Origin of the sequence: Caulobacter sp. UNC358MFTsu5.1, assembly GCF_000712075.1 — a bacterium.
Taxonomy (GTDB): domain Bacteria; phylum Pseudomonadota; class Alphaproteobacteria; order Caulobacterales; family Caulobacteraceae; genus Caulobacter.
Window position 1 is genome coordinate 88,670 of the sequence record NZ_JONW01000010.1, and the last position, 23,616, is coordinate 112,285.

Genomic DNA, 23,616 nt, shown 5'->3' on the forward strand with positions numbered 1-23,616 from the left:
CGGGCATGGCCACGGCCGTGACTTTCGTCTTCGTCCAGCGCTCCGCCGCCGACGCCCAGGTCCGCCATCTGGCCGAATACGCCGCCGAGCGGGTCAAGACCGAGGACCGCCTGTTCTCCGACCTGGTGAAGGTGCACGAGGCGGCGTCCGACTCCCTGGCCCGCCGCCTGGCGACGATCGATCCCGCCAAGGTGGACGGCGAGTTCGACGCCCTGTTCCCGAAGTTCGGCGACGGCACGCGGCGCACGCCCGACGCGCTGTACGACGGCGGCATGGTGGCCGGCGACTACACCTACGGGATCGGCGGCTTCCTGCGCGACGCCGACAGCCTGACCCAGCAGCAGAAGGCGCTGTTCGTGGCCGCCGTCCAGACCGTCTCGCACACCGGCGAGGCCGAGCTGAACCGCTACGACAACTTCTATTTCTTCACGCCCGACACCCGTCTGGTGATGTTCGGACCGCGGCGCGCGGACCGCCTGACCTATTACCGCCAGAAGGCTCCGCCCACCTTCGACGTCAGCGGCGAGGAGATGACCCTCCTGACCCTGCCGCAGCAGAACGCCCAGCGGGTGATGAAGTGCACCAAGCTGCGCAAGGTGCTGTCGGACCCCAGCGGCCGGGGCCTGAACTCGGCGTGCATGACGCCCTTCGACTATCGCGGCAAGCAGCTGGGGGCCTGGGGCACCAGCCTGTCGCTGGACTCCTACCTGCTGCGGGCCGTCGAGGACGCGCTGCCGGGCGGGCGCAACATGATCGTGTCCTCGGACGGCGAGCTGATCGCCGCCCCCGGACTGGCCAAGGACGGCGTCGTCGACGCCCAGACCCTGGTGCGCGCCCAGGCCGACGAGCACGTCGCCGACGTGGTCCGGCAGATTCGGGCGATCGGGGCCGACACCGGGGCCCTGCGCCACGGCGACCGGGTCATCGCCTACGGACGCCTGAAGGAGCCCGACTGGTATTTCCTGATGAGCTTCCCGTCCGACGACCTGGTGTGGTCGGCGGTCAAGACGGCGTCCTGGGTGCTGCTGTTCGGCGTGCTGGGGGTGATCGCCCAGGTGGCTCTGCTGTACCGGGTGATGCGCCTGACGGTCGAGCGGCCGCTGCGGGTCCTGGCCGACGCCCACCGCACCGGCGAGGTCGAGCAGGCCGAGCCGATCGAGACGCGCACCGACGAGATCGGCGCCCTGGCCCGCACCCTGCGCAGCCAGCGCGACGGCAATATCGAGCTGCTGCGCTCGCTGGAGGAGCGGGTCGCCGAGCGCACGATCGAGCTGGAGCGCGCCAACCAGGCCAAGTCGGTGTTCCTGGCCAACATGTCCCACGAGCTGCGCACGCCGCTGAACGGGGTCATCGCCATCGGCGACCGGCTGGCCGAGGAGAACGACCCCGAACGCCGCCGCGAGCTGGCCGCCCTGGTCACCTCGTCGGGCCGGCTGCTGGAGCAGGTGCTCAGCGACATCCTGGACGTCTCCAAGATCGAGGCGGGCCAGTTCCAGCTGACCCCGGCGCCGTTCGACCTGGCCACCCTGGTGGGCGGCGTGGCCGAGCTGCACCGCGCCTCGGCCGAGGCCAAGTCGCTGCTGTTCCGCTGGTCGATCGAGCCGGGCGTGGCGGGCAGCTATCTGGGCGACGCCGGCCGGATCAGCCAGATCCTCAACAACCTGCTGGCCAACGCCGTCAAGTTCACGGCCCTGGGCGAGGTGGCGCTGAACGTCGAGCGCACGGCCGACGGCCTGAGCTTCATCGTCAGCGACACCGGCGTCGGCTTCGACGACACCGTGCGCCAGCGGCTGTTCAAGCGCTTCGTCCAGGCCGACCAGTCGATCACCCGTCAGTTCGGCGGCACGGGCCTGGGCCTGTCGATCTGCGCGGCCCTGGCCGAGATGATGGGCGGCCGCATCGACGCCCGCGCCGTGCTGGGCCGCGGGGCGATCTTCCAGGTCGATCTGCCGCTGGAACGCGTCCGCGCCGTCGAGGACGCCGCGCCGGACGACGAGGAGGAGGTCTCGCTGGAAGGCCTGCGGGTGCTGGTCGCCGAGGACCACCCCACCAACCAGAAGGTGGTCGAGATCATCCTCCAGCCGTTCGACGTGGACCTGACCATGGTCGAGGACGGCCAGGCGGCGCTGGACGCCTTCACGCCGGGCGGCTTCGACGCGATCCTGATGGACATGCAGATGCCGGTCATGGACGGCCTGACCGCCACCCGGCTGATCCGCGAGCGCGAGGCCGCCGCCGGCGTCCCGCCGGTGCTGCTGATCATGCTGACGGCCAACGCCATGGAGGAGCACGTCACGGCCGCCAAGGCCGTCGGCGCCGACCTCCACCTGGCCAAGCCGGTCCGCCCCGCCCAACTGCTGGAGGCCCTGGCGCGGACGCGGATGACGCGCGGCGCCTCGGCCCTGAGCGTCGCGGGCTAGGGTTCGGCCAGGCTCAGCCCGTATTCCAGGAAATCCGTCTGCCGCCGCCAGCCCAGGCGCTCGTAGAGCCGCTGGGCCGCCTGGTTGCCGACGCCGGTCTGCAGCGACAGGCCGGCCGCGCCCGCCGCCCGGGCATGGGCGATCGCCGCCGCGACCAGGCCGCGTCCCGCGCCGCCGCGCCGGGCGTCCGGCTCGACATAGAGGTCGTTGAGCACGAAGGTCCGGGCCGCGCCCACCGACGAGAAGCCGGGATAGAGCTGGACGAAACCCACGGCGCGCCCGGCCTCGAGGGCCAGGAACACGACAGACTCCCCGCGGTCCATCCGCGCCGCCAGGAAGGCCGAGGCGCGCTCCGGATCGGACGCCCGGCCGTAGAACTGGCGATAGCGGTCGAACATCGGGGCCAGGGCCGGCAGGTCGGCGGGCAGGGCGCGGCGAATCTCCATGGCCTCACGCCATCCGCGAATAGCGCATGACCCAGTTGACCTCCCAGGTCTTGCCGCCGTCGGGCGAGAAGGCCTGGTCCCATTGCGCCTCGTCGGGCGACAGCGACGAGAACCGACCGCGCACCACGATCGGACGGCCCTCGAAGACGTCGTCGGACAGGAAGGTCCCGACCCCGTCCCGGAACCGCCCGATGCCCGGCTTGTCGATCGTCAGCGGATCGGCGGCGCTGAGGTACCAGTCGGCCCAGGTGTCGGTCTTGGCGTCGTAGGCCCGCAGGCCCAGGCCGCTGGTCGGTCCGCTGGCGCGCCGGGCCCGGCTTTCGTTCAGGTTCACGACGCCGCCCAGCAGGGCCTGGCAGACGGTCGAGCCCTCGAACGTCTCCCAGTCGTCGCTCCCGGCCAGCCGCTTGCGCAGCCGCCGGTGGGCCACGCGCCACGAGCCGAGGAAGAAGTCGAAGTCGCGGATCGAACCGCCGCCCGGCGGCCCGAGATCTTGCGCGAAGCTCCGGCGGGCCGCGCCGAGGGCGGGCGACGCCGCCAGCGCGAGGGCCAGCAGCGTCCGCCGGTCGGGATCGGGACGGGCCATGCTCAGTCCGCCTTGGTGAAGTCGGAATACCAGTTGGTCTCCCAGGTCTTGCCGCCGTCAGGCGAGAAGGCCTGCTCCCAATGGGCCGAGGTGGCGGTGATGCCCGACCAGGTGAACCGCACCTTGATCGGTTTCCCGCGCAGGGTGTCGTCGGCATAGAAGGTCCCGACGCCGTCGATGAAGCGGCCCTTCACCGGCGGATCGAGCGGACCGTGTGGGTTGCGGCTGTCGAGCCACCAGATCGCCCACAGCCCCGTGGCCGGGTCGTAGGCCCGCATCGTGAAGCCCCAATAGTCGCCGGCCGGCAGGCGCAGCAGGTTGTCGTCGGCGTTGCCCTGGCCGTCCAGGGTCTTCCACCAGACCTGTTCGCCGGTGAACTCCTGCCACTCGGTGTTGCCGGCCAGGCGCTCCTTCAGGCGGCGATGGCTCACGCGCCACTTGCCCACCCTCAGGTCGAAGGCGTGCAGGCCCGAAAGGTCGGCCGGCGGCTTGGCCTTGACGTTGTCCTGCGAGGCCAGGGCGGGGGCGGCGGTCGCCAGCGCCAGGCCCAGGATCGCGGCGCCCAGGACGTTCATTCCAGCGGTCATCGTCGGCATCTCCCTGTTCGCGAGGAGCATGGCAGGGACGCGGCGTCGGACGAGAGCCAGTGGCGGCGAACCTTAGGGCGCCACCTTGCGGGCGCTGCTCGGCCTTGAGCCGGCGGCGGCGCTCGCGCACAACAGCGACGATGAACGGCGTTCTCGAACTCGAACTGCAATTGCCGGCCGCCGGATCGCGGGAGATGCGCCGCCGGCTGCACGAGCAACTGCGCCAGGCGATCCTGGCCGGCCGGCTGGCGCCCGGCGTCCAGCTGCCGGCCAGCCGCGCCCTGGCCGACCAGCTGGGCCTGTCGCGCAACACGGTGATGGCGGTCTACGACATGCTGCTGGGCGAGGGCTGCCTGGTCGCCCGGCCGGGCGCGGGCACGTTCGTGGCGCCCGCCGCGTCCAGGCCGGCCGGCGGGGAGACGATCCGCGCGGCGCCCGCCGTCACCCACAACCTGCGGCCCGGCCGGCCCGACGCGACGCGGTTCCCGTTCGACATCTGGGGGCGGCTGACCGGCCGGGCCCTGCGCCGCTATTCGCGCGACCCTACCGTCTATCGCGAGCCCTGCGGCCATCCGGCCCTGCGCGAGGCCATCGCCGGCCACCTGTCGTTCGCCCGCGCCATCGCCTGCGCCCCGGCGGACGTCGTCGTCACGGTCGGCGCCCAGCAGGCCTTCGACCTGGTGATCCGCGCCCTGACCCCGCCCGAGCGCCGGGTCGTGGTGGTGGAGGATCCCGGCTATCCCGCCGCCCGCGCGGCCTTCGCCGCCGCCGGGGCCGACGTCCGCGCCGTGCCGGTCGACGCCGAGGGGCTGGTGGTCGAGGCCCTGCCGCCCAACGCGGCCCTGATCTGCGTGACGCCGTCCCAGTTCCCGACCGGCGTGACCCTGTCGCCGCGGCGCCGCCAGGCCCTGCTGGCCTTCGCCGCCGCCCATGACGCGGTGATCGTCGAGGACGACTACGGCGGCGAGTTCCGCTTCGACGGCCCGCCTCTGGACACCCTGCGGATGCTCGATCGCGACGAGCGCGTGGTCTATGTCGGCACCTTCTCGCAGAGCCTGCTGCCGGCCCTGCGCATCGGCTTCGTCGTCGCCCCCGGCCGCTTCCGCGCGGCCTTGACCGAGGCCCGGGCCCACAGCGACTGGCACGGGCCGGCGATCGAGCACGCCACCCTGGCCGACTTCATCGGCGAGGGGCATCTGGCCCGCCATGTCCGGCGGATGCGGGGCGTCTACGCCGAGCGGCGCGCGGTCCTGTTGCGGGCCCTGGCCCGCGATGGCGCCGGCCTGCTGGACCTGGTCGCGCCCGCTTCTGGCCTGCACCTGGCCGCTCGTCTTGCCGCCGGCGTCGACGTCGCGGCGGTGATCGCGCGAGCGGCGCGGTCGGGCGTGGCGGTGGAGGACCTCGCCGCCTTCACGGCCGGGGACGCGTCGGCGCCGGGCCTGGCGCTGGGCTACGGCCAGATCGAGGCCGGGCGCATCGACGAGGCGGTCGCGATCCTGGCCGAGGCGATCCGCGCCTCTACTTCGCGGCCTTGATCACCACGCGGCCCACGTCGGCGATCGCCTTCTCCTGCTCGGCCAGCGGCAGGGGCGAGCCCGAGATAAAGACCACGACGGCGAACTTGCGGCCGTCCTTCAGGGTGTAGACGCCGATGTCGTTGACCACCGGCGTGAAGCCCTGGTCGGTGCGGGCCGTGCCCGGCACGTGGACCAGCTGGGCGTCGCGGGGGAGGGCGGCCCTCAGGCGGTCGGGTCCGGCGGTCACCTGGCGGGTGATCCCGCCCAGCAGGCGGCGGGAGTCGGCGTTCAACAGCTCGGCCTGGTTCAGGGCCTCCAGGAAGCGCAGGGCGCCCAGGGGCGTGGCGGTGTCGCGCGGATCGGCCAGATAGGCGTGGACCGCCCGGCTTCGCTCGGCGGCCGGAACCTGGCCGAGGGCGGCGCGGTAGGCGGCCTCGCCCTTCCAGCCGGCGCGGAACGAGGCCAGGCCCAGGCTGTCGGGCTGCAGCTGGCGCTCGTAGCGGTCGATGTCCAGGTTCATGACCTTGCGGCCCTGCAGCCAGGCGGTCACCGCCCCGGGGCCGCCGACCCGCTTCATCAGGATGTCGGCGGCGGTGTTGTCGCCGTCGCGGATGGCGCGCTCCAGAAGCTCCTGGACGGTGTGGGTCGAGGGGCCCGTCCAGGCGTCGGCCAGCGGGCTGGGCGGCGGCGACAGGTCGACGTCCTCGATCAGCAGGACGTCGTCCAGCCGCAGGCGCTTGCCCTCGACCTCGGCCATCACCGCCGCGCCCAGCGGGGCCTTGGCGACGTTCTGCAGGGGGAAGCGCCGTTCGCCGTTGAACGAGATGATCTGGCCGGTGCCGAGGTCCTCGAGCCCCACGCCCAGCTGCCCCGGGGCGACGCGGTCGGCGATGGGCTGGAACTGGGCCGTCAGCTTCTGGCGGTCGAACAGCGGATCCTCCTGGCCCAGCATCGGCGGCTCGCCGCAGCCGGCCAGCGGGGCGACGAGGGCGAAGGTCAGGAGAAGGGCGGCGAGGGGGCGGAGCATGGCGATCCCGGTGAGCTTCAGCACGAGCTGGACCGGGGCTAAACGCGCGAACCGCCATCGTGGGGCTTGCGCCGCGCGGCGGTCCGGCGGCAAAGGGTGGCGATGACTTCGAAGCACCTCCCGCCCTGCGTGATCCTGAACCAGCCGCAACTGGCCGAGAACATCGGGGCCGTCGCCCGGGTGATGGCCAATTTCGGCCTGTCGGACCTGCGCCTGGTCAAGCCGCGCGACGGCTGGCCCCAGGAGCGCGCCTGGGCCAGCGCCTCGGGCGCCAACTGGCCGCTGGACGAGGCCAAGGTGTTCGATCGCCTGGAAGACGCCATCGCCGACCTGAAGCTGGTGTTCGCCACCACGGCCCGGCCGCGCGAGACCCGCCTGCCGGTCTACACCCCGCGCGAGGCCGCCGGCCACCTGGCGGCCGACGTCGCCCAGGGCCACGCGGTGGGCCTGCTGTTCGGCGGCGAGCGGGCGGGACTGGAGACCGACGACATCGCCCTGTGCCAGGCCATCGTCTCGATCCCGATCGACGAGCGTTTCCGGTCGCTGAACCTGGCCCAGGCCGTGTCGATCAACGCCTACGAATGGAAGATGACGGTCGACGACCGGCCGTGGTCGCGGTTCGAGTACAACGTCGCCGAGCCGGCCGACCAGTCCAGCCTGCTGGGCCTGTACGGCCAGCTGGAGGACGAGCTGGAGAAGGCGGGCTTCTACCATCCGCCCGAGAAGAAGCCGTCGATGGTCCGCAACCTGCGCGCCCCCCTGGCGCGGGCCCGGCTGACCGAGCAGGAGGTGCGCACCTTCCGCGGCGTGGTCACCGCCCTGTCGAAAGGGCGGGGCCGGGTGCTGGCCAAGCTGGCCGAGCAGAAGGCCCGGAAAGCGGGCGAAACTTCCGTTACGGAAGGCGAAGAAGGCTCCGAAACCTAGCCGGAACCAAATTCTCCCAAGCCACGTTTCGGGCTCGAGACGGCCAATGTCGGATGGCCGACAGGGAGGACGTGCAGTGATCAAGGGTCTTCGGACCTGGCTCGCCTTGGGCGTGGCCGGGAGCGTGATGGTCTGCGCCTCGAGCGCGGCGGCGGGGGCGTTCTACATCCAGGAGCAGTCGGTGAAGGGCATGGGCCGCGCCTATTCGGGCGAGGTCACCGACACCGGCGCGGAGTCGATGTTTTGGAACCCGGCGGCCATCGGGCGGCTGGAGGGCAAGGAGGTCTATACGGGCCTGTCGGGCGTCAAGGTCGACGGCACGGTGACCGACGAGGGCTCGACCCTGCAGCGGCCCACCCTGAACATCCCGTCGGTGCTGGGGACGCCCATCCCGGGCCTGCCCAGCGGCGTCACCGGCCTGCTCAGCGGCGTGCTGCCCGGCCTGACCAACGGGGTGCTGATCCCCACCCTGAACAGCCTGCCCAACATCGCGCTTCTTCCGCCCCAGGCCGTAGGCGGCAATCCCGTGGCCAAGGACCCGATCCCCAAGTCGGTGGTGCCCAACTTCGCCTTCGCCATGCCGGTCACCGACCGGATCGCCGTGGGCATCGGGATCAACGCCCCGTTCAACGCCATCACCACCTATGACGGCGACAGCTGGGTGCGTTACGGCGCCATCAAGTCGCGGTTCCTGAACATCAACATGCAGACCGCCGTGTCGATGCGGGTCACCGACTGGCTCAATGTCGGGGTGGGCGGGAACGTCGACTATTTCGACGCCACCTTCAGCCAGATGGCGCCCGACCTGATCGCCCCGTTCCCGGACGGCAAGATCGAGGTCAAGGGCAGCGACACCCGCTTCGGCTGGAACGCCGGGGCCCAGCTGCGGCCTGCCAAGTGGGCGACGATCGGCGCCAGCTACCGCTCGGGCTACAAGCACCACCTGGACGGCGACGTGACCATCTACGGCTTCCAGGGTCCGTTCGCCCTGGTCACCAGCAAGCAGGAAGCCACCACCAACTTCGACCTGCCGTGGATCGCCACGGCCGGCGTCACCCTGCGCCCGATGCAGCGCCTGGCCCTGCACGCCCAGGTCCAGCGCTTCGGCTGGAGCGACTTCGACAACGTCCGCGTCGACCTGAAGGGCGCCGGCCAGCTGCTGCCCGGCGCGCTGCTGCCCAAGTCGATCACGGTGCACGAGTTCTACAACGACACCACCAATGTGGCGGTCGGCGCGGACTTCGCCGTCACCGACTGGCTGACCGTGCGGGCGGGCGCCCAGAAGGACCCGACCCCGACCAACGACCTCTATCGCGACCCGCGCGTGCCGGACGGCGACCGCAAGCTCTACAGCGTCGGCACGACCATCACGCCCCGGCCCGGCATGCACTTCGACCTCAGCGCCGCCTACATCAAGCTGAAGGACAGCGCGATCCACAGCGACCAGGTGCTGTACGACGGCACGGCCTTCCCGATGAACCTGTCGCTGCGCGGCCGGTCCGAGGGCAAGGGGCTGGTGATCGGCGGCGGGGCGCGGTTCACCTTCTAGCGGGGCTTGCGGCCCGCCGGCTTCCGTCGTCTTCTCCCGTCAAACAGATGTTGGGAGGGGCGGCATGGACCGTCGGATGCTGCTGCTGAGCGCCGGTGCGGCCGGCCTGACCGCGATGGCCGGGCCGACCTTCGGCCAGGGCTTCCAGATCTCGCCCGGCGCCGAGGCCTGGCTCTACGCCCTGCCGCTGATCGAGATGGCCACCACCCGGGCGCGGCTGCTCCGGGCGCCTGGCGCGGCGATCAACAAGCTCAGCCACATGCGGGTGCTGGCCGACCACGCCGCGCGGGCGGTGACCACGCCCAACAACGACACGCTCTATTCGCACGCCTTCCTGGACCTGACCCAGGGTCCGGTCACCCTGACCGTCCCGCCGACCGGCGCGCGCTACTGGTCGGCGGCGGTGATGGACATGTTCACCAACAACAACGCCGTGCTGGGCCTGCGCACGGTGGGCGGCGAGGGCGGAACCTTTACCCTGGTCGGACCTGGGCAGCCGTCGAAGGGGCCCAACCCGGTGCGCGTGGCCACGCCCCACGCCTGGCTGCTGATCCGCACCCTGGTGAGCGACGCGGCCGACCTGCCGGCGGCGCACAAGGTCCAGGACGGATTCGTGCTGACGGGGCCGAAGGCGCCGCCGCCGCCGGCCTATCCGACCCGCGACGCGGAGCCCGTGCTCTATTTCGACGGCGCCCGGGCGCTGCTGGGCCAGGAGGGCTTCCCCGCGACCGACCTGGCCTTCCTGCGCCGGACGCGCGGTCTGCTGACGCCGCCCTTCGAGCCCCGCCGCGCGGATCGCCCGATCTCGGCCCAGGACACGGCCATGGTCGAGGGCGCCGACCAGGCCCGGATGATCGCCCAGTTCGCCAAGGGGCGGCAGGTCTTCACCAACGGCTGGGCCTATCCGCGCGCCAATCTCGGCGACTACGGCCAGGACTACATCTACCGCGCCATCGTCGCCCTGATGGGGCTGGGGGCGTTGCCGGTGGCCGAGGCCATGTACCTGAAGGCGGCGGGCGACGACGGGGCGGGCCTGTTCACCGGCGACGGCCCCTATCGCCTCACCCTGCCGGCCGAGCTGCCGCTGGACGGCTTCTGGTCGCTGTCGATGTACGAGGCCCCGCCGGACGGCCAGTTCTTCTTCACCGACAACCCGCTCCGGCGCTACGCGATCGGCGACCGCACCCCGGGCCTGAAGCGCGAGGCGGACGGCTCGGTCACCCTGTGGATCGGCCGGACCGATCCCGGCGGCGACCGGTCGGCCAATTGGTTGCCGGCGCCGAAGTCGGGGCCGTTCGCCCTGTACCTGCGGACCTACCTGCCCAAGGCCGAGCTGCTGGACGGCCGATTCCGGTTCAAGCCGGTGGAGAAGGCCTAGGGTCTATCGACGTTCAATCCACCTTACGTCCGTCATCCCGGGCGCAAGGCCCGGGATGACGAGCTTTGGGAGAGGGAGCGGATGGCTCCCAACTCAACCTTCCCACTGGAACACCCGCTCCAGCCCCACGCCGAACACCTGGGCGATGCGGAAGGCGGCCTCCAGCGACGGCGAGTACTTGCCCTGTTCGATGGCGGCGACCGTCTGGCGGGTCATGCCGATCCGGGCGGCGAGGTCGGCCTGGGTCATCTCGCCGTTCTCGAAGCGCAGGCGGCGGATGTCGTTGCGGATCGGGGGCGGGGCCGGCATCAGCAGGCCCGCCGGTAGCCGAGGATGATGCCGCCGTGCCGGGCCAGCTCCGACACCGCCAGGGCCGCCAGGACGGCGTTGGCCATGGTCACCTTGTCGAAGAAATAGACGGTCACCGCCGCCAGCATGGCCGCCACCTGGAAGACGTAGAAGGCCCCCGACGTGGCGCGCAGGCTGATCAGGCGTTCGCGTTCGTCCTCGGCCGTCCGGGCGTCGTCGGGCGCCTGGATCGCGGCGGCCACGTGCAGCACGATCTGCAGCGTCACCAGGATCGCGATGCACAGGGTGAAGGCCCCGTGCAGTCCGAACGGCCGCCCGGCCAGGGCGGAATGGGCGAAGAGGGTGAAATAGACCCCGTAGACGACCAGGGTGGTCCAGAACGAGATCCAGGCGCTTTTCTCGCGATACGGCATCGGTCGCTCCTTGATGTAAAAAATCTTGTACATTGAGTGCACCTTGATCGTCTTTGAGTCAAATATTTTTAACACCTCTCGCCGAAAAATTTCCCGAGGCCGGGACGTGCGGGCTCGACCTTCGGCGCGAAGCCTTGGCAATGTGCCGCCGACTTCAGATTCCGGAGACCTCGCCATGAAGACCCGCGCCGCCGTCGCTTTCGCCGCCAAGCAGCCGCTGGAGATCGTCGAGGTCGACCTGGAAGGCCCCAAGGCCGGCGAGGTGCTGATCGAGATCAAGGCCACGGGCGTGTGCCACACCGACGCCTACACGCTGGACGGCCTGGACAGCGAGGGCCTGTTCCCCTCGATCCTGGGCCACGAGGGCGCGGGGGTGGTGGTCGAGGTCGGCCCCGGCGTCACCAGCCTGGCGGTCGGCGACCACGTGATCCCGCTCTACACGCCCGAATGCCGCCAGTGCAAAAGCTGCCTGTCCGGCAAGACCAACCTCTGCACGGCCATCCGCGCCACCCAGGGCAAGGGCCTGATGCCCGACGGCACCAGCCGCTTCTCCTACAAGGGCCAGACCATCCACCACTACATGGGCTGCTCGACCTTCTCGAACTACACGGTCCTGCCCGAGATCGCCGTGGCCCGCATCCGCAAGGACGCGCCGTTCAAGACCGCCTGCTACTGTGGCTGCGGCGTGACCACGGGCGTCGGCGCGGTGACCAACACCGCCAAGGTCGAGCCGGGCGCCAATGTCATCGTCTTCGGCCTGGGCGGCATCGGCCTGAACGTCATCCAGGGCGCCAAGCTGGTCGGCGCCAACATGATCGTCGGCGTCGACATCAACCCGGCCCGTGAGGAATGGGGCCGCAAGTTCGGCATGACCCACTTCGTCAATCCCAAGACCATCGACGGCGACATCGTCGCCCACCTGGTGGCCCTGACCGACGGCGGGGCCGACTACACCTTCGACGCCACCGGCAACACCACGGTCATGCGCCAGGCGCTGGAGGCCTGCCATCGCGGCTGGGGCGAAAGCGTCATCATCGGCGTGGCCGAGGCCGGCAAGGAGATCGCCACGCGTCCGTTCCAGCTGGTCACCGGCCGGGTGTGGCGCGGCACGGCCTTCGGCGGCGCGCGCGGCCGCACCGACACGCCGAAGATTGTCGACTGGTACATGGACGGCAAGATCCAGATCGACCCGATGATCACCCACGTCCTGCCGCTGGAGCGCATCAACGAGGCCTTCGACCTGATGCACGCCGGCGAGAGCATCCGCACGGTGGTGACGTTCTAGGATGGTGTTTGATCCGCAAGCGAAGCTCGTTGCAACGAACGCGCATTCGCTTGCGGACCTAGAACGTCAATTTGGCGACGTTGGTCTGCATAACGGCCCGCGAATTGGACCCTCGAGACGATCTACAGTCTCGAATGAAGCCTTCCTGACGCGGCGCTTTGTCCTGCACCTCGTTGCCAGCAGCGAATTGCGTTTCCCGATAAGTGTGGCTCATGAGGACCGGCCGGATTTTCGGATCAGGCATGCCGGTGGCGAAATGCTTCTCGAGGTGACGGAAGCTTGCCCTGCTTCCAACGGAAAGCGGTTCGCCAAGCAAGCCGAAGGTGCCCACCAGATAGGGCGTTATTCAGAGAGCGGCTTAGCGCGAGCTCAAGAGGATTTAGCTGCACAGCTGCAAAATGCCATCGATGAGAAGCGTGGGAAGGGTTACGCAGCTGATGGTGCGCTAACACTACTGATCTACCCGAATTCTGATGCTTCCCAGTGGGTGAGCTTCTTCGATCGCAAACCTCGCGAGTTATTTTCGGAATTGGATACTAGTTTCCTGAATGCTCTCTACCTCTTCTGGGATGCGGATTTTATCAAAGTGAGCGGGATGCGCCCATGACCGTCGAAACCCTCGCCACTCATCGCACCCAGGGCGGGACGCTGCGCTACTGCCGGCACGACAGCGCCAGCACCGGCACGCCGATGAAGTTCACGGTGTGGACGCCGGACGGCGAGGGGCCGTTCCCGTACCTGATCTGGCTGTCGGGCCTGACCTGCACCGAGGACAACTTCACCATCAAGTCGGGCGTCTACGAGCACGCGGCCAAACACGGCCTGGCCATCGTCGCGCCCGACACCTCGCCGCGCGGCCCCGATCTGCAAGGGAACGCCGTCGCCGACGATCCGGCCTACGACCTGGGGCAGGGGGCGGGCTTCTATGTCGACGCCACCCAGGCGCCGTGGGCGCCGCACTTCAAGATGTATTCCTACGTCACCAAGGACCTGCTGGAGGCCGTCGACGGCGCCTTCCCGCTGGACCCGGCGCGGCGGGGGATCTCCGGCCATTCGATGGGCGGCCACGGGGCCCTGACCCTGGGCCTGCGCAATCCGGACCTGTTCCGGTCGGTCAGCGCCTTCTCGCCGATCGTCTCGCCGCTGAACTGCCCGTGGGGCGACAAGGCGATGACCGCCTATCTGGGGGGCGACCGCGCGGCCTGGCGCGCCCACGACGCCTGCGCCCTGATCGAGGACGGGGCGGGGGAGGGCTTCGACGAGATCCTGATCGACCAGGGCCTGGCCGACAGCTTCCTGGAAAGCCAGCTCAAGCCCGAGCTGATCGAGGCCGCCGCGGCCAAGGCCGGCCGCAAGGTGACGGTGCGGCGGCAGGACGGCTACGACCACAGCTACTTCTTCATCGCCACCTTCCTCGGCGACCACGTGGCGTGGCACGCCGCCAAGCTCTAGGGCGAACGCCCATTCCGCTCGTGGTTAATGGGTATGCGGTATTTGCATCGTAATTGAGCAATGTTAGTCGAATTCGTCGTCAGTGACGGGGTGGTCAACTTTCGATTCGCCACCGAATCTTCTGTGTATCCGTGCGAATTACTTGGGGTATTACGGCTTAGATTGTTGCTGTAGTCGGTAACTTGGCCGTTCGCCACTAAATGAACACATAGAAATGCAACTGTAGCGCTAGTGGAGTGGCGTGAGAGTTGTCATGTTCGCTTGGCATAGCCGATTTCGGCCCAGACAATCCGCGGACTCGAAGGGTCGTGTCGTAACCCTTCGCAAGGCGTTCCTGTTCGGCGCGGGCTTCGGCGCACTGTGCGGGTTCCTCGCGGCCGCCTACATCGTCGGCTCCAGCGCCCGGGCCCGCGCCACGCGCTGCGCCGCGCTGACCGGCGAAGCCCAGTTGCAGTGCGTGACGCGCGAGACCAACAAGCGCATCGCGATCGTCGACGACCTGGACCACTACGGGGTCGATGACGTCTGGGTCGAGAGCCCCGCCGACGGCAAGGGCGATTGCGAGGACTTCGCCCTGACCAAGGCGCGCGTGCTGCAGCAACTGGGCTGGAGCGCCTCGCGCATGCAGCTGGCCGTGTTCGGCTACGGCAAGCAGGCCCACGCCGTGCTGGTGATCGACGACACCTACGTCCTGGACAACCTGTCGCCGTGGGTCGGGCGCTGGAAGCACTACAGCCCCCGGAACATGGGCGTGTATCCGATCGAGGTGGCGCGATCGCTGCGACGCTTCACGCCGGGCCTGATGAACACCGCCGTCGCGGCGACCCGGTAGCCGAGGCTTGCGCCCGCCGTCCGCCCGGACCAGTCTGGGCGCGTGGGGGAGCGATCAATGGCGCGACGATTGACCGGACGGTTCGAGGCGCGGCCGATCGCGGCGATCAACCTGACGCCGATGGTTCCGGTGTTGCTGGCGCTGTTCGTGATGGTCCTCGTCGTCGGTCAGTCTTCGGGGCCCGCCCTTCGCCACGACCAGCCGCCCATGGACTGCTTCGGCGCCTGCAAGCCAATCCACGGCTTCTTCGTCAGCCTGGACAGCGACGGCGCGGCCTATGTCGGCGAGCGCCGGGTGAGGGACGACCAGGTGGTGGGCCTGCTCCGTGACCAGACGCGCGGACTGGACACCTACGCGCTCTCGGTGCGAGCCGACGCCGAGGTGCCTTACGGCCGCGTCTTCGCGATGATGGCGCAGCTGCGGGCGGCGGGACTGAACCGGCCGGAGTTCATCAACGAAGACCTGCACTGACGGCTCTCGCCGTTGACTCCCCGCCGCCCCTCCGTCATATACCGCCCCTTCTCGCCGCCGGCTTGCCGGACGGCGCGAAAATCGCATGACGGAATGACCCGAAGCCGCCGTTGAGATCGCACCCTTCCGAGGGAGCCGGCCCGGATCGATATGAAGAGTGACTTATGTCCAAGCGCCATAGCGCCAAGTACAAGATCGACCGCCGTATGGGCGAAAACCTCTGGGGCCGGCCGAAGTCGCCGGTGAACCAGCGGTCCTACGGCCCCGGCCAGCACGGCCAGCGCCGCAAGCAGAAGGTTTCGGACTTCGGCCTGCAGCTGCGCGCCAAGCAAAAGCTGAAGGGCTACTACGGCAACCTGACCGAGAAGCAATTCTCGCGCACCTACGAGGAAGCCGCCCGCCGCAAGGGCAACACCTCGGAAAACCTGATCGGCCTGCTCGAGTCGCGCCTGGACGCCATCGTCTACCGCGCCAAGTTCGTGCCGACCGTGTTCGCCGCCCGTCAGTTCGTGAACCACGGCCACGTGCAGGTGAACGGCAAGCGCGTGAACATCGCGTCCTACCGCTGCAAGGCCGGCGACGTGATCACCGTCCGCGAAAAGTCGCGCAACATGGCCCTGGTCCTGGAAGCCGTCGCTTCGTCGGAGCGTGACTTCTGCGACTACGTCACCGTGGACCAGAAGGGCCTGTCGGCCACCTTCGTCCGCGCTCCGGAACTGGCCGAAGTGCCGTATCCGGTGAAGATGGAACCGAACCTCGTCGTCGAATTCTACGCTTCGTAAGCGTCGACCTCGAAGACGAACGGAAGGGCCCCGGAGAAATCCGGGGCCTTTTTCGTTTTTGGCCCTTGAACCGTTTTCCGGGGCTCCTAACTCTCAGGAGCGGGCCGGGCCCCTCTGGCGAGTGATGCAAGCACTCGTGATGTCGGACCGCATCGGGTGTTCTCGATGCTTGGGTCCGGTTGTCCCCCCCCTCCACCGCCGGTTCAGCTTCGAGGACACCCATCCAGCAACTGGACAGGGACCGCCGAATGCCGCTTCTCATGTGCCCCAACTGCGACGCCTCCATGCAGGCCGTGCAACGCGCCAGCGTCGAGTTCGACATGTGCCCCCAATGCCGGGGCGTGTGGCTGGACCGCGGCGAGCTGGAGAAGCTGATGGCCATGGAGCGGGGCGAACCCCAGCCCGCCGCGCCGCGTCTTCCCGACTACGAACGGCCCCGCGAGCGCCCGGACCATCGCGGCGACTACCGGCACGACGACGAGCGCCGCCACCACGGACAGGGCCACTACGGCAAGAAGAAGCGCTTCGACCTGTTCGACATCTTCGACTGATCACGACCCAGAGCCCAAGACGCCTTCGCCACCGGGCGCGACCCGACCCACGCCGCCGTGGCCGCCAGCACGGGCCTGCTGGGCCTGCTGGACCGCGACGAGATCCGCGGCGTGATGGTCCACGAGCTGGCCCACGTGAAGAACCGCGACACCCTGACCATGACCGTGACGGCCACCATCGCCGGCGCGATCTCGGCCCTGGCCAACTTCGCCTTCTTCTTCGGCGGTTCGCGCGACGACGACGAGCGGCCGGGCGGGCTGATCGGCACGATCGCCCTGGCCATCCTGGCCCCCATCGCCGCCATGCTGGTGCAGATGGCCATCAGCCGCTCGCGCGAGTACGAGGCCGACCGGATCGGGGCCGAGATCGCCGGCGACGGCCGGGCCCTGGCCCGGGCGCTGGAGAAGATCGAGGCCTACGCCCGCGGCGGCGCGGTCAATCACGAGGCCGAGCGCAATCCGGCCACGGCGCACCTGTTCATCATCAATCCGCTGGCGGGCAAGGGCGCCGACAACCTGTTCTCGACCCATCCGGCCACCCGCAACCGCGTCGAGGCCCTGCTGCGGCTGGGCGTCAGCCAGGCGACGCGCGGCCGGGTCGGCACGGCCGTGCCGGCGGGAGACGCTGTTGGTGACGGGCGCAGGATCGGCCCCTGGAGCTGAGCTTTCGCGACAATCGGTCGCCATGGTTTCCGTCGGCCTTAACCCTGCGGCAACGCCCGAGCGCTATCCGTTTGATACGCTTGGGGGAAAAGCCATGACCACGACGATCGAGAAGACCACCGGCATTGTCGGCCTGCTGGAGGCCCTGTCGGCCGAAATGTCGATCGCGGCGGTGTCCTGCGGTCACCTGGACAGCGCCCTGGGCCAGATCCTGGAGACCGTGCCGGCCGAGAGCCGCCTGAAGGTCATGCAGGAACTGCACATGGTCGACATGCTGGCCCAGCACATCACGGCCATCACCGACTTCACCGCCGGCCTGGCCAGCTCGATGGCCGCCGAGGGCGCGCCCGACGTCGACGCGGCCCTGTCGCGCATCACCCTGGGCGACGTGGCCGCCCGCCTGCGCGAGACCCTGACGACGAAGGTCGCCGCCTAGGGCGCTTCCACGGGCAGGGCGCGGCCATATTCCCACGCCCAGGGCATGCCCGTGTCGCCCAGCGCCGCCGCGACCAGCGGCGGGAAGATCCGCTGCCCGACGCCGCTGTTGGTCAGCAGGACGATGCAGCGTTCGCCGCGCTCGATGCAGACCAACTGATTGTCGGTGATGTCGTTGTGGCCGCCCTTGTAGAAGGCGTGGCCTTGCGGACCGTCGAACACCACCACGCCCAGGCCCGCCGCCAGGCCGATCTTGACGTTGTCGGGATTGTCGACGATCAGGAACGGCGGGAACTGGGTCTTGCTGACGATCGGGAAACTGGGCTTGGTCCGCTCGGCCCGCGCCTTGGCCGACAGCCCCTGGCCCGAGACCATGGCGGCGGCCAGCTTCGCCAGGTCGTCGATCGTGGTGTCCAGCGACCCGGCGGCCTTTACGCTGCCGCGTTCGTCGTGCTCTTCGAACTTGCCGTCCTCGTGATAGCCGTCGGCCAGGTTGGGCCGGAAGTCGAGCCGCCAGATCATGCTGCTGCGGGTCATGCCAAGGGGGACGAAGATCCGCCGGTTCATCTCGTCGCCGACGTTCAGGCCCAGGCCCTGCTCGATGACGAATTGCAGCAGGTTGATGCCCTCGTTGGAGTAGGCGTAGCGGGTTCCGGGCTCCAGATTGAACCGGAACTTGTTCTCGGGATCGTAGAACCGCTGGTCGGCCAGGCCCGAGCTGTGGGTCAGCAGCCGGCGCGGGGTGATCGTCTCCCAGCGGGCGTCGCCGGCCAGGTCGGCGTAGCGCGGATAGTCCGGCAGGGGCTTGGGCAGATAGGCCTTGATCGGCCTGTCCAGGTCCAGCTTGCCGTCGTCGACCAGCATCAGCACGTACTGGGCGAAGGCCGCCTTGCTGATCGAGGCGGCGTACATGATCGTATCGGTCCGCAGCGGTCGCTTCTGCTCGACATTGGCCCAGCCCTGGGCGCTGACGTGGACGACCTTGCCATGTTCGATCACGGCGTAGGCCAGGCCGGGGATCTTGCCGACCGCCATCAGCCGGGCGGCTTCGGCGTCCAGAGCCTTGTAGTCGGCTGAGAGGGCCGGGGAGGCGGCGGCCACACAGGCGGCCATCGAAGCGATCGAAGCGAATTTACGAAGCACTGGGGTCTCGTCGGTTGCGCGCGGCCAAGCCGTGGGCAAACTAGGGCCTAGTTTGCCGTTCCTGCCAAGGTTGTACATGAACCTCGACCGACGCCGACTGCTGACCGGAGGGCTGCTGCTGGTCCTGGGCGGCTGCGCGACCTCGGGCGGCGGGGTGACCCTGGTGGCCGGCAAGGGCCAGGACGCGGGCGAGCTGGAAGCGTTGAACGCCGTCGAGGCCGACGCCTCGGGGCTGACCCTGAGCGTGGCCTCCACCGGCTGCACGACGCGGGACGACTTCACCTTCTATGTCGACCGGTCCGGCGCCCAGCCGGCGGTGGCCTTCGCGCGCAAGCGGCTGGACCTGTGCCGGCGCGCGCCGACCACGGTGGACGTGCGCTTCAGCTATCAGGAACTGGGACTGGCGAGGCAGGGGCGTCTGGCCGTGCTCAATCCGGTGGCGCGTTGACGGCGGGCCGCCGGGCGCATCATCCTGCGGGCATGTTCAAGGCGATCGCGCGCGCATTCCGGAACCTGGGGGACGACATCGCGCGGGAGTCCGCCGAGTGGAAGATGCGCTGCACGGTCTGCGGCCGCGAGAAGTCGCTGCTGGCGGCCGGCGGCATCCGCTACAAGGCGGCGGGCGAGAAGCACACTTTGGGCTTCTGCTCGCGGTGCGGCGCCCTGCGGATGCTGAAGATCTACCGGCCCGCGAAGAGCCCGGTCAGCCCTTCGGCGTGAACCGCTCGACCATCCAGGGCAGCACCCGCGCGGGGCGCTTGGCGGCGATGTCGATCAGCACCCAGTCGGTGCGGCACTGGGCGCACATCTCGCCGTCCGGGCCGTCGATGCGGATGTAGCGCTCGAAGCGCGGGCCCTTCAGCTCGCCCACCCAGGTGTAGCCCGTGGCGGTCTCGTGCGGCAGCAGCTCGCGGCGATAGTCGATCTCGTGGCGGCGGGCGACCCAGCTCCAGGGCGCACGCTCCTCGGGCGTGGCCCAGGCGTCCCAATGGGCGATGGCCAGGTCCTGGGCCCAGGCCAGATAGACCACGTTGTTGACGTGGCCGTTGGCGTCGATGTCCGACGCCTTCGGTTCGAAGGTCAGGCTGTAGGCGTCGCCCGGCGGGACGAAGACCCGGCTCAAGCGAGCCCCCCGAAAGTGTGAGCGGTTTCGGGATAAGGGCGTGGGTTCTTCAAAGGAAGTGAGTCCTCCGCAGGAGGGCTCACGCCTCGATGAGGCCCTGGTCGGCGAAGAGGGTCTTCAGCTCGCCCGACTGGAACATCTCGCGGACGATGTCGCTGCCGCCGACGAACTCGCCCTTGACGTAGAGCTGGGGAATGGTCGGCCAGTCGGTGAAGGTCTTGATGCCCTGGCGCAGTTCGTCGTCCTGCAGCACGTCGACGCCGACGAACGACACGCCCAGATGGTCGAGGATCTGCACGGCGATCGACGAGAAGCCGCAGCGCGGCTGGTCCGGCACGCCCTTCATGAACAGGACCACGGGGTTTTCGGCCACGGTCTTGGCGATGAAGTCGAGGGCGGGGGAGGAGGCGACGTCGGTCATTAAAGGAAATCCTTGGGCGTAGGCTCTCAGCTAGGCGCCGCGACCCCTCGGGTCAAGCCTTGGCGGGGCCGCGAAGGTTCAGGCGCGACGCTTTGACCCCTCGGCGCGCTGGGCCGAGAAGCGGGCCATCTCGATCTGGGCGGCGCAGCCGGTGGGCAGGTCGCGCTCGACGATCGCGGCCAGGCCCTCCACCTCGGCGGGCGTGCCGGCGGTGACGTGGACGGTGGCCAGGGACGGTTCGGTCAGGGCGTAGGCCAGGCAGATCTGCTGGGCGTTCCAGCCGGGCGTGCTGCGCAGGAAGTCGTAGCCGCCGACGTCGGCCAGCGGGTCGGTCCTGCGCCGCCACAGCGACGGCTTGGGCAGGAAGCTGGCCTTGTGCTCCTCGCGCAGCACGTCGGGCCAGTAGTCCAGCCCGATCACCGCCATCTCGCGGGTCATGGCGGCGCGGACGCGATTGCGCTCCACCCAGCCCGAGGCCAGGTTGAACGGCGTGGCCATGGCCTCGAACTGGCCCGAGGCGACATAGGCGTCGAACTTGTCGCCGGCCCCGGCCACGCCCAGCAGGCGGATCAGCCGCGCGGCGCGCAGGGCCTTCAGCTGCTCCAGGGTCTCGGCGGGGAAGGCGTTGGTGTCGGGATCGTCCAGGGTGGCCAGGTCCAGGTGGCCCAGGCCGGTGCGGTCCAGGGCCTGCTCGATCATGTCGTGCACGGCCTGGGCGCGCAGGGCGCGGTCGCTGGAGCCGCGCAGCCGCCAGGCGACGAACAGCAGCCGCCGCTCGACCGTCGAGAAGGCCTCGGTGGCGCCCTCGATCAGGGCCGGCGAGACGCCGTCGATCTCGAAGCTGTTGATGCCGCTTTCCAGCGCCGCGAAGATCAGCTTGCGCCAGTCGGCGCCGCGCAGGCGGGGCTGGTCCTCCAGCCTCAGCGTGATCGCCGAGACCGCCACGCCCGCGCTTCCGAAGGGGCGGTAGCGCATGGCGTCTACTCCGTGGGGGCGGCGGTTTCGAGGGCCAGGGCGTGCAGCGTCCCGCCCAGCACGTCGGCCAGGGCGCGGTTGACCATCTGGTGCTGCTTGACCCGGTTCAGGCCGCGGAAGGCCGGCGAAACGATGCGCGCCTTGTAGTGGTCGCCGTCGCCGGCGAGGTCGGTCAGGACGATCTCGGCGTCCGGGAAGGCTTCGTGCAGGCGCGCTTCGAGGTCGGGGAAGGACATGGGCACGGCGATGAACTCCGAATCTCTCGACCCTGGGTATGCCGCGTAAACCTTAAGAACGGGCATACGGCGAAAATGCCCGGCCGGAGCGGAACGTTGCTTTCCGACTTGCGGGATAACGGAATCTCACGGAATGATCACGGCGGCGTGATTATGTCGTGATATCCACGTGAAGACGCCCCGGGGACTTCTCGATGCGATCGATTTCGATGCTGGCCGTGGCGGCGGCGATGTTCCTCGGCGGCTGCGACAACCTCGTGTTCTCCGAAACGCCTTGGTTCTCGGCCAAGGACGCGGTGGGCGCTCGAGCGGTCCGGGCCGGCTGGTGGATGGAGGACAAGCTTGATTGCCGGGTCGACCCGGCGGCGCCCAGCACGGCTTGGCCTGACTGCACGAATTTCGTGCTGGCGCCGGCCGACTGGACCGGCGTCCTGTGGGCGTCCGACGGGACAGAGCAGATGCTCGCGGGCGGTGATCCCATGATCGCGCAGTACCAGTTTCAGACCTCCCAGGACGCCGCCGCGCCGTCCCAGAACGCCTATCTCTACTTCGGCGTCGCCGCGCTGAAGCGCGATGCGGACGGGCGGGCCCTGGCCCTGCGCTATTGGCCGACCCTCTGCGGACCACCGCGCCGTGACCGTCCCGCCGCCGTCACGCGTCACCCTTGGCCGGGGCTGCGCGTGAAGCGTGAAGGCGGCTGTGTCGCCGGCGATGTCCATACGCTGCGCAAGGCGGTCGATCGCAGCGGCGCGCTGGAGTCCGACACGCCGACGCTGCTCTGGCTGCGCGAATGGCGTCCCGGCGACCAAAGCGAGGCGGACTGGCTTGCCGCCCAGGGAATCCGGACGCATTGAAGGGGCATGACCTTTCCCTTCCGTCACGCCCTGGGCCTCTCGGCCGCCCTCGTCGCCCTGGCCGGCCAGGCCCACGCCGCCCCCAGACCCGGCGCCCATGCCCTGGACGACGTCCGCATCCTGTCGGCCGACGCCATGGAGGGCCGGGGCGTCGGCACGCCGGGCGGGGCCAAGGCGCGGGCCTATATCGTCAAGCGCTTCAACGAGATCGGGCTGCGGCCGCAAGGCAAGACGTTCGAACAACCCTTCACCTTCAAGCCCAAGGTCTTCGGCAAGGACGTCACGGGCGTGAACCTGGTGGCGCGCATCGAGGGCACGTCCAGCTCTGACAAGGTGCTGGTGGTCTCGGCCCACTACGACCATCTGGGGGTGCGCAAGGGGCAGGTCTACAACGGGGCCGACGACAACGCCTCGGGGATCGCGGGCCTGCTGGCCGTGGCCGAGGCGTTCAAGGCCCGGCCGCCGCGCCACACCGTGCTGATCGTCGCCTTCGACGGCGAGGAGAGCGGGCTGAAGGGCGCCAAGGCCTTCGTCGCCGATCCGCCCGTCCCGCTGGAGAAGATCGGGCTGAACGTCAATTTCGACATGATCAGCAAGAACCCCCGCAACCAGCTCTATGTCAGCGGGGTCGGGCCCCAGCCGTATCTGAAGCCGGTGCTGGAGGGCGTGGCCAGGATCGCGCCGGTCAAGCTGCTGCTGGGCCACGACACCGATCTGCACGGCAAGGAGAACAACTGGACCCAGCAGTCGGACCAGGGGCCGTTCGCCGCGGCGGGCGTGCCCTGGGTCTATTTCGGCGTCGAGGACCACCCCGAATACCACCAGCCCACCGACGACTTCGCCACGGTGCCGCAGGCGTTCTTCAAGAACGCGGTGGCTACGGTGGTGACGGCGACGCGGGCGCTGGACGACGACCTGGACGGGCTGAGCAGGGCGGCGGGGCGTTAGGGCCTAGCCCGCGCTCTCGTCCACCTCTTCGGCCTCGTCGTCGTCCTCCGCCTCCAGGCCGAACACCTCGTCGATGACCTCGACGATCTCTTCCAGGTCGTCGAGCGAGACCTTCAGCTTCAGGGTCTGGTCGTCATCGCCGGTGACGGTCAGGAAGATCCCCTCGGCGGTTTCCTCGAGAATGAACTCGTCCAGGTTTGGAATGACGGCCATGTCGGTCTCCTCAGGTGGCGGACAAGCGACCGGGCGCGGCGTTCGTTCCCGGTCGTCTCTCGTCGTCACCCGATAG

General features: G+C 69.4%; 29 protein-coding genes and 1 pseudogene. 18 read left to right on the forward strand and 12 right to left on the reverse strand.

Annotation, left to right across the window (positions count from 1 at the left end):
- Positions 1–5: 5 nt before the first annotated feature.
- Positions 6–2,420 carry an ATP-binding protein gene (locus BR39_RS0119755; protein WP_369795662.1) on the forward strand — a complete coding sequence of 805 codons (2,415 nt, stop codon included), beginning with the start codon at positions 6–8 and terminating at the stop codon, positions 2,418–2,420.
- Here BR39_RS0119755 and BR39_RS0119760 read toward each other — a convergent pair.
- From BR39_RS0119760 to BR39_RS0119770, 3 genes are read right to left on the reverse strand one after another with little or no spacing between them, the layout of a single operon-like run.
- Complete coding sequence (locus BR39_RS0119760) at positions 2,417–2,866, reverse strand: GNAT family N-acetyltransferase (protein ID WP_029915394.1); 450 nt, start codon at positions 2,864–2,866, stop codon at positions 2,417–2,419. The genes BR39_RS0119755 and BR39_RS0119760 overlap by 4 nt on opposite strands.
- Positions 2,867–2,870: 4 nt before the next feature.
- A complete protein-coding gene (locus tag BR39_RS0119765) occupies positions 2,871–3,452 on the reverse strand; it encodes a hypothetical protein (protein ID WP_051695944.1) in 582 nt (193 codons plus the stop codon).
- Positions 3,453–3,454: 2 nt separating this feature from the next.
- Positions 3,455–4,039: a DUF1579 domain-containing protein gene (locus BR39_RS0119770; protein ID WP_197026734.1), complete on the reverse strand. Its 585-nt coding sequence runs from the start codon at positions 4,037–4,039 to the stop codon at positions 3,455–3,457.
- Between the two features lie 140 nt (positions 4,040–4,179).
- On the opposite strand from BR39_RS0119770, the gene BR39_RS0119775 reads away from it, so the two are divergent.
- On the forward strand, positions 4,180–5,574 hold the full coding sequence (locus BR39_RS0119775; RefSeq protein WP_029915397.1) for a PLP-dependent aminotransferase family protein: 1,395 nt from the start codon (positions 4,180–4,182) through the stop codon (positions 5,572–5,574).
- Here the strand turns inward: BR39_RS0119775 and BR39_RS0119780 are convergent.
- Positions 5,558–6,583 carry a serine hydrolase gene (locus BR39_RS0119780; protein WP_156035839.1) on the reverse strand — a complete coding sequence of 342 codons (1,026 nt, stop codon included), beginning with the start codon at positions 6,581–6,583 and terminating at the stop codon, positions 5,558–5,560. The genes BR39_RS0119775 and BR39_RS0119780 overlap by 17 nt on opposite strands.
- A 102-nt stretch (positions 6,584–6,685) precedes the next feature.
- Between BR39_RS0119780 and BR39_RS0119785 the strand changes: the two genes are divergently transcribed.
- From BR39_RS0119785 to BR39_RS0119795, 3 genes are all read left to right on the forward strand, one after another.
- Positions 6,686–7,507 (forward strand): RNA methyltransferase, encoded by an 822-nt coding sequence (locus BR39_RS0119785; RefSeq protein ID WP_035018754.1) that lies wholly within the window; start codon positions 6,686–6,688, stop codon positions 7,505–7,507.
- Between the two features lie 76 nt (positions 7,508–7,583).
- Entirely contained in the window at positions 7,584–9,056 is a 1,473-nt protein-coding gene (locus BR39_RS0119790) for an OmpP1/FadL family transporter (RefSeq protein WP_051695946.1), read from the forward strand.
- A 64-nt stretch (positions 9,057–9,120) separates the two neighbouring features.
- Positions 9,121–10,434, forward strand: a complete 1,314-nt coding sequence (locus BR39_RS0119795; RefSeq protein ID WP_029915403.1) for a DUF1254 domain-containing protein — start codon at positions 9,121–9,123, stop codon at positions 10,432–10,434.
- Positions 10,435–10,527: 93 nt separating this feature from the next.
- Here the strand turns inward: BR39_RS0119795 and BR39_RS0119800 are convergent, their stop codons facing one another.
- Both BR39_RS0119800 and BR39_RS0119805 read right to left on the reverse strand, forming a co-directional pair.
- On the reverse strand, positions 10,528–10,743 hold the full coding sequence (locus BR39_RS0119800; protein ID WP_029915405.1) for a helix-turn-helix transcriptional regulator: 216 nt from the start codon (positions 10,741–10,743) through the stop codon (positions 10,528–10,530).
- The gene (locus tag BR39_RS0119805; RefSeq protein ID WP_156035840.1) at positions 10,743–11,156 is read right to left on the reverse strand and encodes a hypothetical protein; all 414 of its coding nucleotides are present in this window, start codon (positions 11,154–11,156) and stop codon (positions 10,743–10,745) included. The genes BR39_RS0119800 and BR39_RS0119805 overlap by 1 nt, the downstream gene beginning before the upstream one ends.
- 175 nt (positions 11,157–11,331) lie before the next feature.
- Here BR39_RS0119805 and BR39_RS0119810 point away from each other — a divergent pair, with 175 nt between their 5' ends.
- From BR39_RS0119810 to BR39_RS0119845, 9 genes and pseudogenes are all read left to right on the forward strand, one after another.
- Entirely contained in the window at positions 11,332–12,441 is a 1,110-nt protein-coding gene (locus BR39_RS0119810; protein WP_029915409.1) for an S-(hydroxymethyl)glutathione dehydrogenase/class III alcohol dehydrogenase, read from the forward strand.
- A gap of 1 nt (position 12,442) precedes the next feature.
- A complete protein-coding gene (locus BR39_RS26600) occupies positions 12,443–13,048 on the forward strand; it encodes a hypothetical protein (protein WP_156035841.1) in 606 nt (201 codons plus the stop codon).
- Positions 13,045–13,893: an S-formylglutathione hydrolase gene (gene fghA / locus BR39_RS0119815; RefSeq protein ID WP_029915412.1), complete on the forward strand. Its 849-nt coding sequence runs from the start codon at positions 13,045–13,047 to the stop codon at positions 13,891–13,893. Before BR39_RS26600 ends, fghA begins: the two co-directional genes overlap by 4 nt.
- A gap of 253 nt (positions 13,894–14,146) precedes the next feature.
- Positions 14,147–14,725, forward strand: a complete 579-nt coding sequence (locus BR39_RS25910) for a transglutaminase-like cysteine peptidase (RefSeq protein ID WP_051695947.1) — start codon at positions 14,147–14,149, stop codon at positions 14,723–14,725.
- A 57-nt stretch (positions 14,726–14,782) separates the two neighbouring features.
- On the forward strand, positions 14,783–15,196 hold the full coding sequence (locus BR39_RS0119825; protein WP_081916927.1) for a biopolymer transporter ExbD: 414 nt from the start codon (positions 14,783–14,785) through the stop codon (positions 15,194–15,196).
- 164 nt (positions 15,197–15,360) lie between these two features.
- On the forward strand, positions 15,361–15,978 hold the full coding sequence (gene rpsD / locus BR39_RS0119830; RefSeq protein WP_029915418.1) for a 30S ribosomal protein S4: 618 nt from the start codon (positions 15,361–15,363) through the stop codon (positions 15,976–15,978).
- Between the two features lie 248 nt (positions 15,979–16,226).
- The gene (locus BR39_RS27475) at positions 16,227–16,529 is read left to right on the forward strand and encodes a zf-TFIIB domain-containing protein (RefSeq protein ID WP_029915420.1); all 303 of its coding nucleotides are present in this window, start codon (positions 16,227–16,229) and stop codon (positions 16,527–16,529) included.
- An 18-nt stretch (positions 16,530–16,547) separates the two neighbouring features.
- Positions 16,548–17,192, forward strand: a pseudogene (locus BR39_RS0119840) (M48 family metalloprotease); the annotation flags it as partial.
- Between the two features lie 94 nt (positions 17,193–17,286).
- A complete protein-coding gene (locus BR39_RS0119845; protein ID WP_029915423.1) occupies positions 17,287–17,628 on the forward strand; it encodes a hypothetical protein in 342 nt (113 codons plus the stop codon).
- Here BR39_RS0119845 and BR39_RS0119850 read toward each other — a convergent pair.
- Positions 17,625–18,740, reverse strand: coding sequence for a serine hydrolase (locus BR39_RS0119850; protein ID WP_051695949.1), 1,116 nt, complete (start codon positions 18,738–18,740; stop codon positions 17,625–17,627). The genes BR39_RS0119845 and BR39_RS0119850 overlap by 4 nt on opposite strands.
- Before the next feature lie 106 nt (positions 18,741–18,846).
- On the opposite strand from BR39_RS0119850, the gene BR39_RS0119855 reads away from it, so the two are divergent.
- Entirely contained in the window at positions 18,847–19,218 is a 372-nt protein-coding gene (locus tag BR39_RS0119855) for a hypothetical protein (protein WP_029915429.1), read from the forward strand.
- 32 nt (positions 19,219–19,250) lie between these two features.
- Positions 19,251–19,490 carry a hypothetical protein gene (locus tag BR39_RS0119860; RefSeq protein WP_029915431.1) on the forward strand — a complete coding sequence of 80 codons (240 nt, stop codon included), beginning with the start codon at positions 19,251–19,253 and terminating at the stop codon, positions 19,488–19,490.
- On the opposite strand, the gene BR39_RS0119865 is transcribed toward BR39_RS0119860, so the two are convergent.
- The 4 genes from BR39_RS0119865 to BR39_RS0119880 all read right to left on the reverse strand — a co-directional run bounded on the left by BR39_RS0119865 (position 19,474) and on the right by BR39_RS0119880 (position 21,531).
- Entirely contained in the window at positions 19,474–19,893 is a 420-nt protein-coding gene (locus BR39_RS0119865; RefSeq protein ID WP_029915433.1) for a thioesterase family protein, read from the reverse strand. The genes BR39_RS0119860 and BR39_RS0119865 overlap by 17 nt on opposite strands.
- 79 nt (positions 19,894–19,972) lie before the next feature.
- Entirely contained in the window at positions 19,973–20,314 is a 342-nt protein-coding gene (gene grxD / locus BR39_RS0119870; RefSeq protein ID WP_029915435.1) for a Grx4 family monothiol glutaredoxin, read from the reverse strand.
- Positions 20,315–20,392: 78 nt separating this feature from the next.
- Positions 20,393–21,289 (reverse strand): hypothetical protein, encoded by an 897-nt coding sequence (locus BR39_RS0119875; RefSeq protein ID WP_029915437.1) that lies wholly within the window; start codon positions 21,287–21,289, stop codon positions 20,393–20,395.
- A 5-nt stretch (positions 21,290–21,294) separates the two neighbouring features.
- Positions 21,295–21,531: a BolA/IbaG family iron-sulfur metabolism protein gene (locus BR39_RS0119880; protein ID WP_029915439.1), complete on the reverse strand. Its 237-nt coding sequence runs from the start codon at positions 21,529–21,531 to the stop codon at positions 21,295–21,297.
- Between the two features lie 188 nt (positions 21,532–21,719).
- On the opposite strand from BR39_RS0119880, the gene BR39_RS0119885 reads away from it, so the two are divergent.
- Positions 21,720–22,379 (forward strand): hypothetical protein, encoded by a 660-nt coding sequence (locus BR39_RS0119885; RefSeq protein ID WP_156035843.1) that lies wholly within the window; start codon positions 21,720–21,722, stop codon positions 22,377–22,379.
- Between the two features lie 6 nt (positions 22,380–22,385).
- Positions 22,386–23,327 (forward strand): M20/M25/M40 family metallo-hydrolase, encoded by a 942-nt coding sequence (locus BR39_RS0119890; RefSeq protein WP_029915443.1) that lies wholly within the window; start codon positions 22,386–22,388, stop codon positions 23,325–23,327.
- Between the two features lie 3 nt (positions 23,328–23,330).
- Here the strand turns inward: BR39_RS0119890 and BR39_RS0119895 are convergent, their stop codons facing one another.
- Complete coding sequence (locus BR39_RS0119895) at positions 23,331–23,540, reverse strand: hypothetical protein (RefSeq protein WP_029915444.1); 210 nt, start codon at positions 23,538–23,540, stop codon at positions 23,331–23,333.
- Positions 23,541–23,616: the final 76 nt, after the last annotated feature.

What these genes read in the sequence shown, in the direction of transcription:
- BR39_RS0119755 (WP_369795662.1), top strand. Translation starts at nt 6, where the DNA reads ATGGCCACGGCCGTGACTTTCGTCTTCGTCCAGCGCTCCGCCGCCGAC.
- BR39_RS0119760 (WP_029915394.1), bottom strand. Translation starts at nt 2,866, where the DNA reads ATGGAGATTCGCCGCGCCCTGCCCGCCGACCTGCCGGCCCTGGCCCCG.
- BR39_RS0119765 (WP_051695944.1), bottom strand. Translation starts at nt 3,452, where the DNA reads ATGGCCCGTCCCGATCCCGACCGGCGGACGCTGCTGGCCCTCGCGCTG.
- BR39_RS0119770 (WP_197026734.1), bottom strand. Translation starts at nt 4,039, where the DNA reads ATGACCGCTGGAATGAACGTCCTGGGCGCCGCGATCCTGGGCCTGGCG.
- BR39_RS0119775 (WP_029915397.1), top strand. Translation starts at nt 4,180, where the DNA reads ATGAACGGCGTTCTCGAACTCGAACTGCAATTGCCGGCCGCCGGATCG.
- BR39_RS0119780 (WP_156035839.1), bottom strand. Translation starts at nt 6,583, where the DNA reads ATGCTCCGCCCCCTCGCCGCCCTTCTCCTGACCTTCGCCCTCGTCGCC.
- BR39_RS0119785 (WP_035018754.1), top strand. Translation starts at nt 6,686, where the DNA reads ATGACTTCGAAGCACCTCCCGCCCTGCGTGATCCTGAACCAGCCGCAA.
- BR39_RS0119795 (WP_029915403.1), top strand. Translation starts at nt 9,121, where the DNA reads ATGGACCGTCGGATGCTGCTGCTGAGCGCCGGTGCGGCCGGCCTGACC.
- BR39_RS0119800 (WP_029915405.1), bottom strand. Translation starts at nt 10,743, where the DNA reads ATGCCGGCCCCGCCCCCGATCCGCAACGACATCCGCCGCCTGCGCTTC.
- BR39_RS0119805 (WP_156035840.1), bottom strand. Translation starts at nt 11,156, where the DNA reads ATGCCGTATCGCGAGAAAAGCGCCTGGATCTCGTTCTGGACCACCCTG.
- BR39_RS0119810 (WP_029915409.1), top strand. Translation starts at nt 11,332, where the DNA reads ATGAAGACCCGCGCCGCCGTCGCTTTCGCCGCCAAGCAGCCGCTGGAG.
- BR39_RS26600 (WP_156035841.1), top strand. Translation starts at nt 12,443, where the DNA reads ATGGTGTTTGATCCGCAAGCGAAGCTCGTTGCAACGAACGCGCATTCG.
- fghA (WP_029915412.1), top strand. Translation starts at nt 13,045, where the DNA reads ATGACCGTCGAAACCCTCGCCACTCATCGCACCCAGGGCGGGACGCTG.
- BR39_RS25910 (WP_051695947.1), top strand. Translation starts at nt 14,147, where the DNA reads ATGTTCGCTTGGCATAGCCGATTTCGGCCCAGACAATCCGCGGACTCG.
- BR39_RS0119825 (WP_081916927.1), top strand. Translation starts at nt 14,783, where the DNA reads ATGGCGCGACGATTGACCGGACGGTTCGAGGCGCGGCCGATCGCGGCG.
- rpsD (WP_029915418.1), top strand. Translation starts at nt 15,361, where the DNA reads ATGTCCAAGCGCCATAGCGCCAAGTACAAGATCGACCGCCGTATGGGC.
- BR39_RS27475 (WP_029915420.1), top strand. Translation starts at nt 16,227, where the DNA reads ATGCCGCTTCTCATGTGCCCCAACTGCGACGCCTCCATGCAGGCCGTG.
- BR39_RS0119845 (WP_029915423.1), top strand. Translation starts at nt 17,287, where the DNA reads ATGACCACGACGATCGAGAAGACCACCGGCATTGTCGGCCTGCTGGAG.
- BR39_RS0119850 (WP_051695949.1), bottom strand. Translation starts at nt 18,740, where the DNA reads ATGGCCGCCTGTGTGGCCGCCGCCTCCCCGGCCCTCTCAGCCGACTAC.
- BR39_RS0119855 (WP_029915429.1), top strand. Translation starts at nt 18,847, where the DNA reads ATGAACCTCGACCGACGCCGACTGCTGACCGGAGGGCTGCTGCTGGTC.
- BR39_RS0119860 (WP_029915431.1), top strand. Translation starts at nt 19,251, where the DNA reads ATGTTCAAGGCGATCGCGCGCGCATTCCGGAACCTGGGGGACGACATC.
- grxD (WP_029915435.1), bottom strand. Translation starts at nt 20,314, where the DNA reads ATGACCGACGTCGCCTCCTCCCCCGCCCTCGACTTCATCGCCAAGACC.
- BR39_RS0119875 (WP_029915437.1), bottom strand. Translation starts at nt 21,289, where the DNA reads ATGCGCTACCGCCCCTTCGGAAGCGCGGGCGTGGCGGTCTCGGCGATC.
- BR39_RS0119885 (WP_156035843.1), top strand. Translation starts at nt 21,720, where the DNA reads ATGCGATCGATTTCGATGCTGGCCGTGGCGGCGGCGATGTTCCTCGGC.
- BR39_RS0119890 (WP_029915443.1), top strand. Translation starts at nt 22,386, where the DNA reads ATGACCTTTCCCTTCCGTCACGCCCTGGGCCTCTCGGCCGCCCTCGTC.
- BR39_RS0119895 (WP_029915444.1), bottom strand. Translation starts at nt 23,540, where the DNA reads ATGGCCGTCATTCCAAACCTGGACGAGTTCATTCTCGAGGAAACCGCC.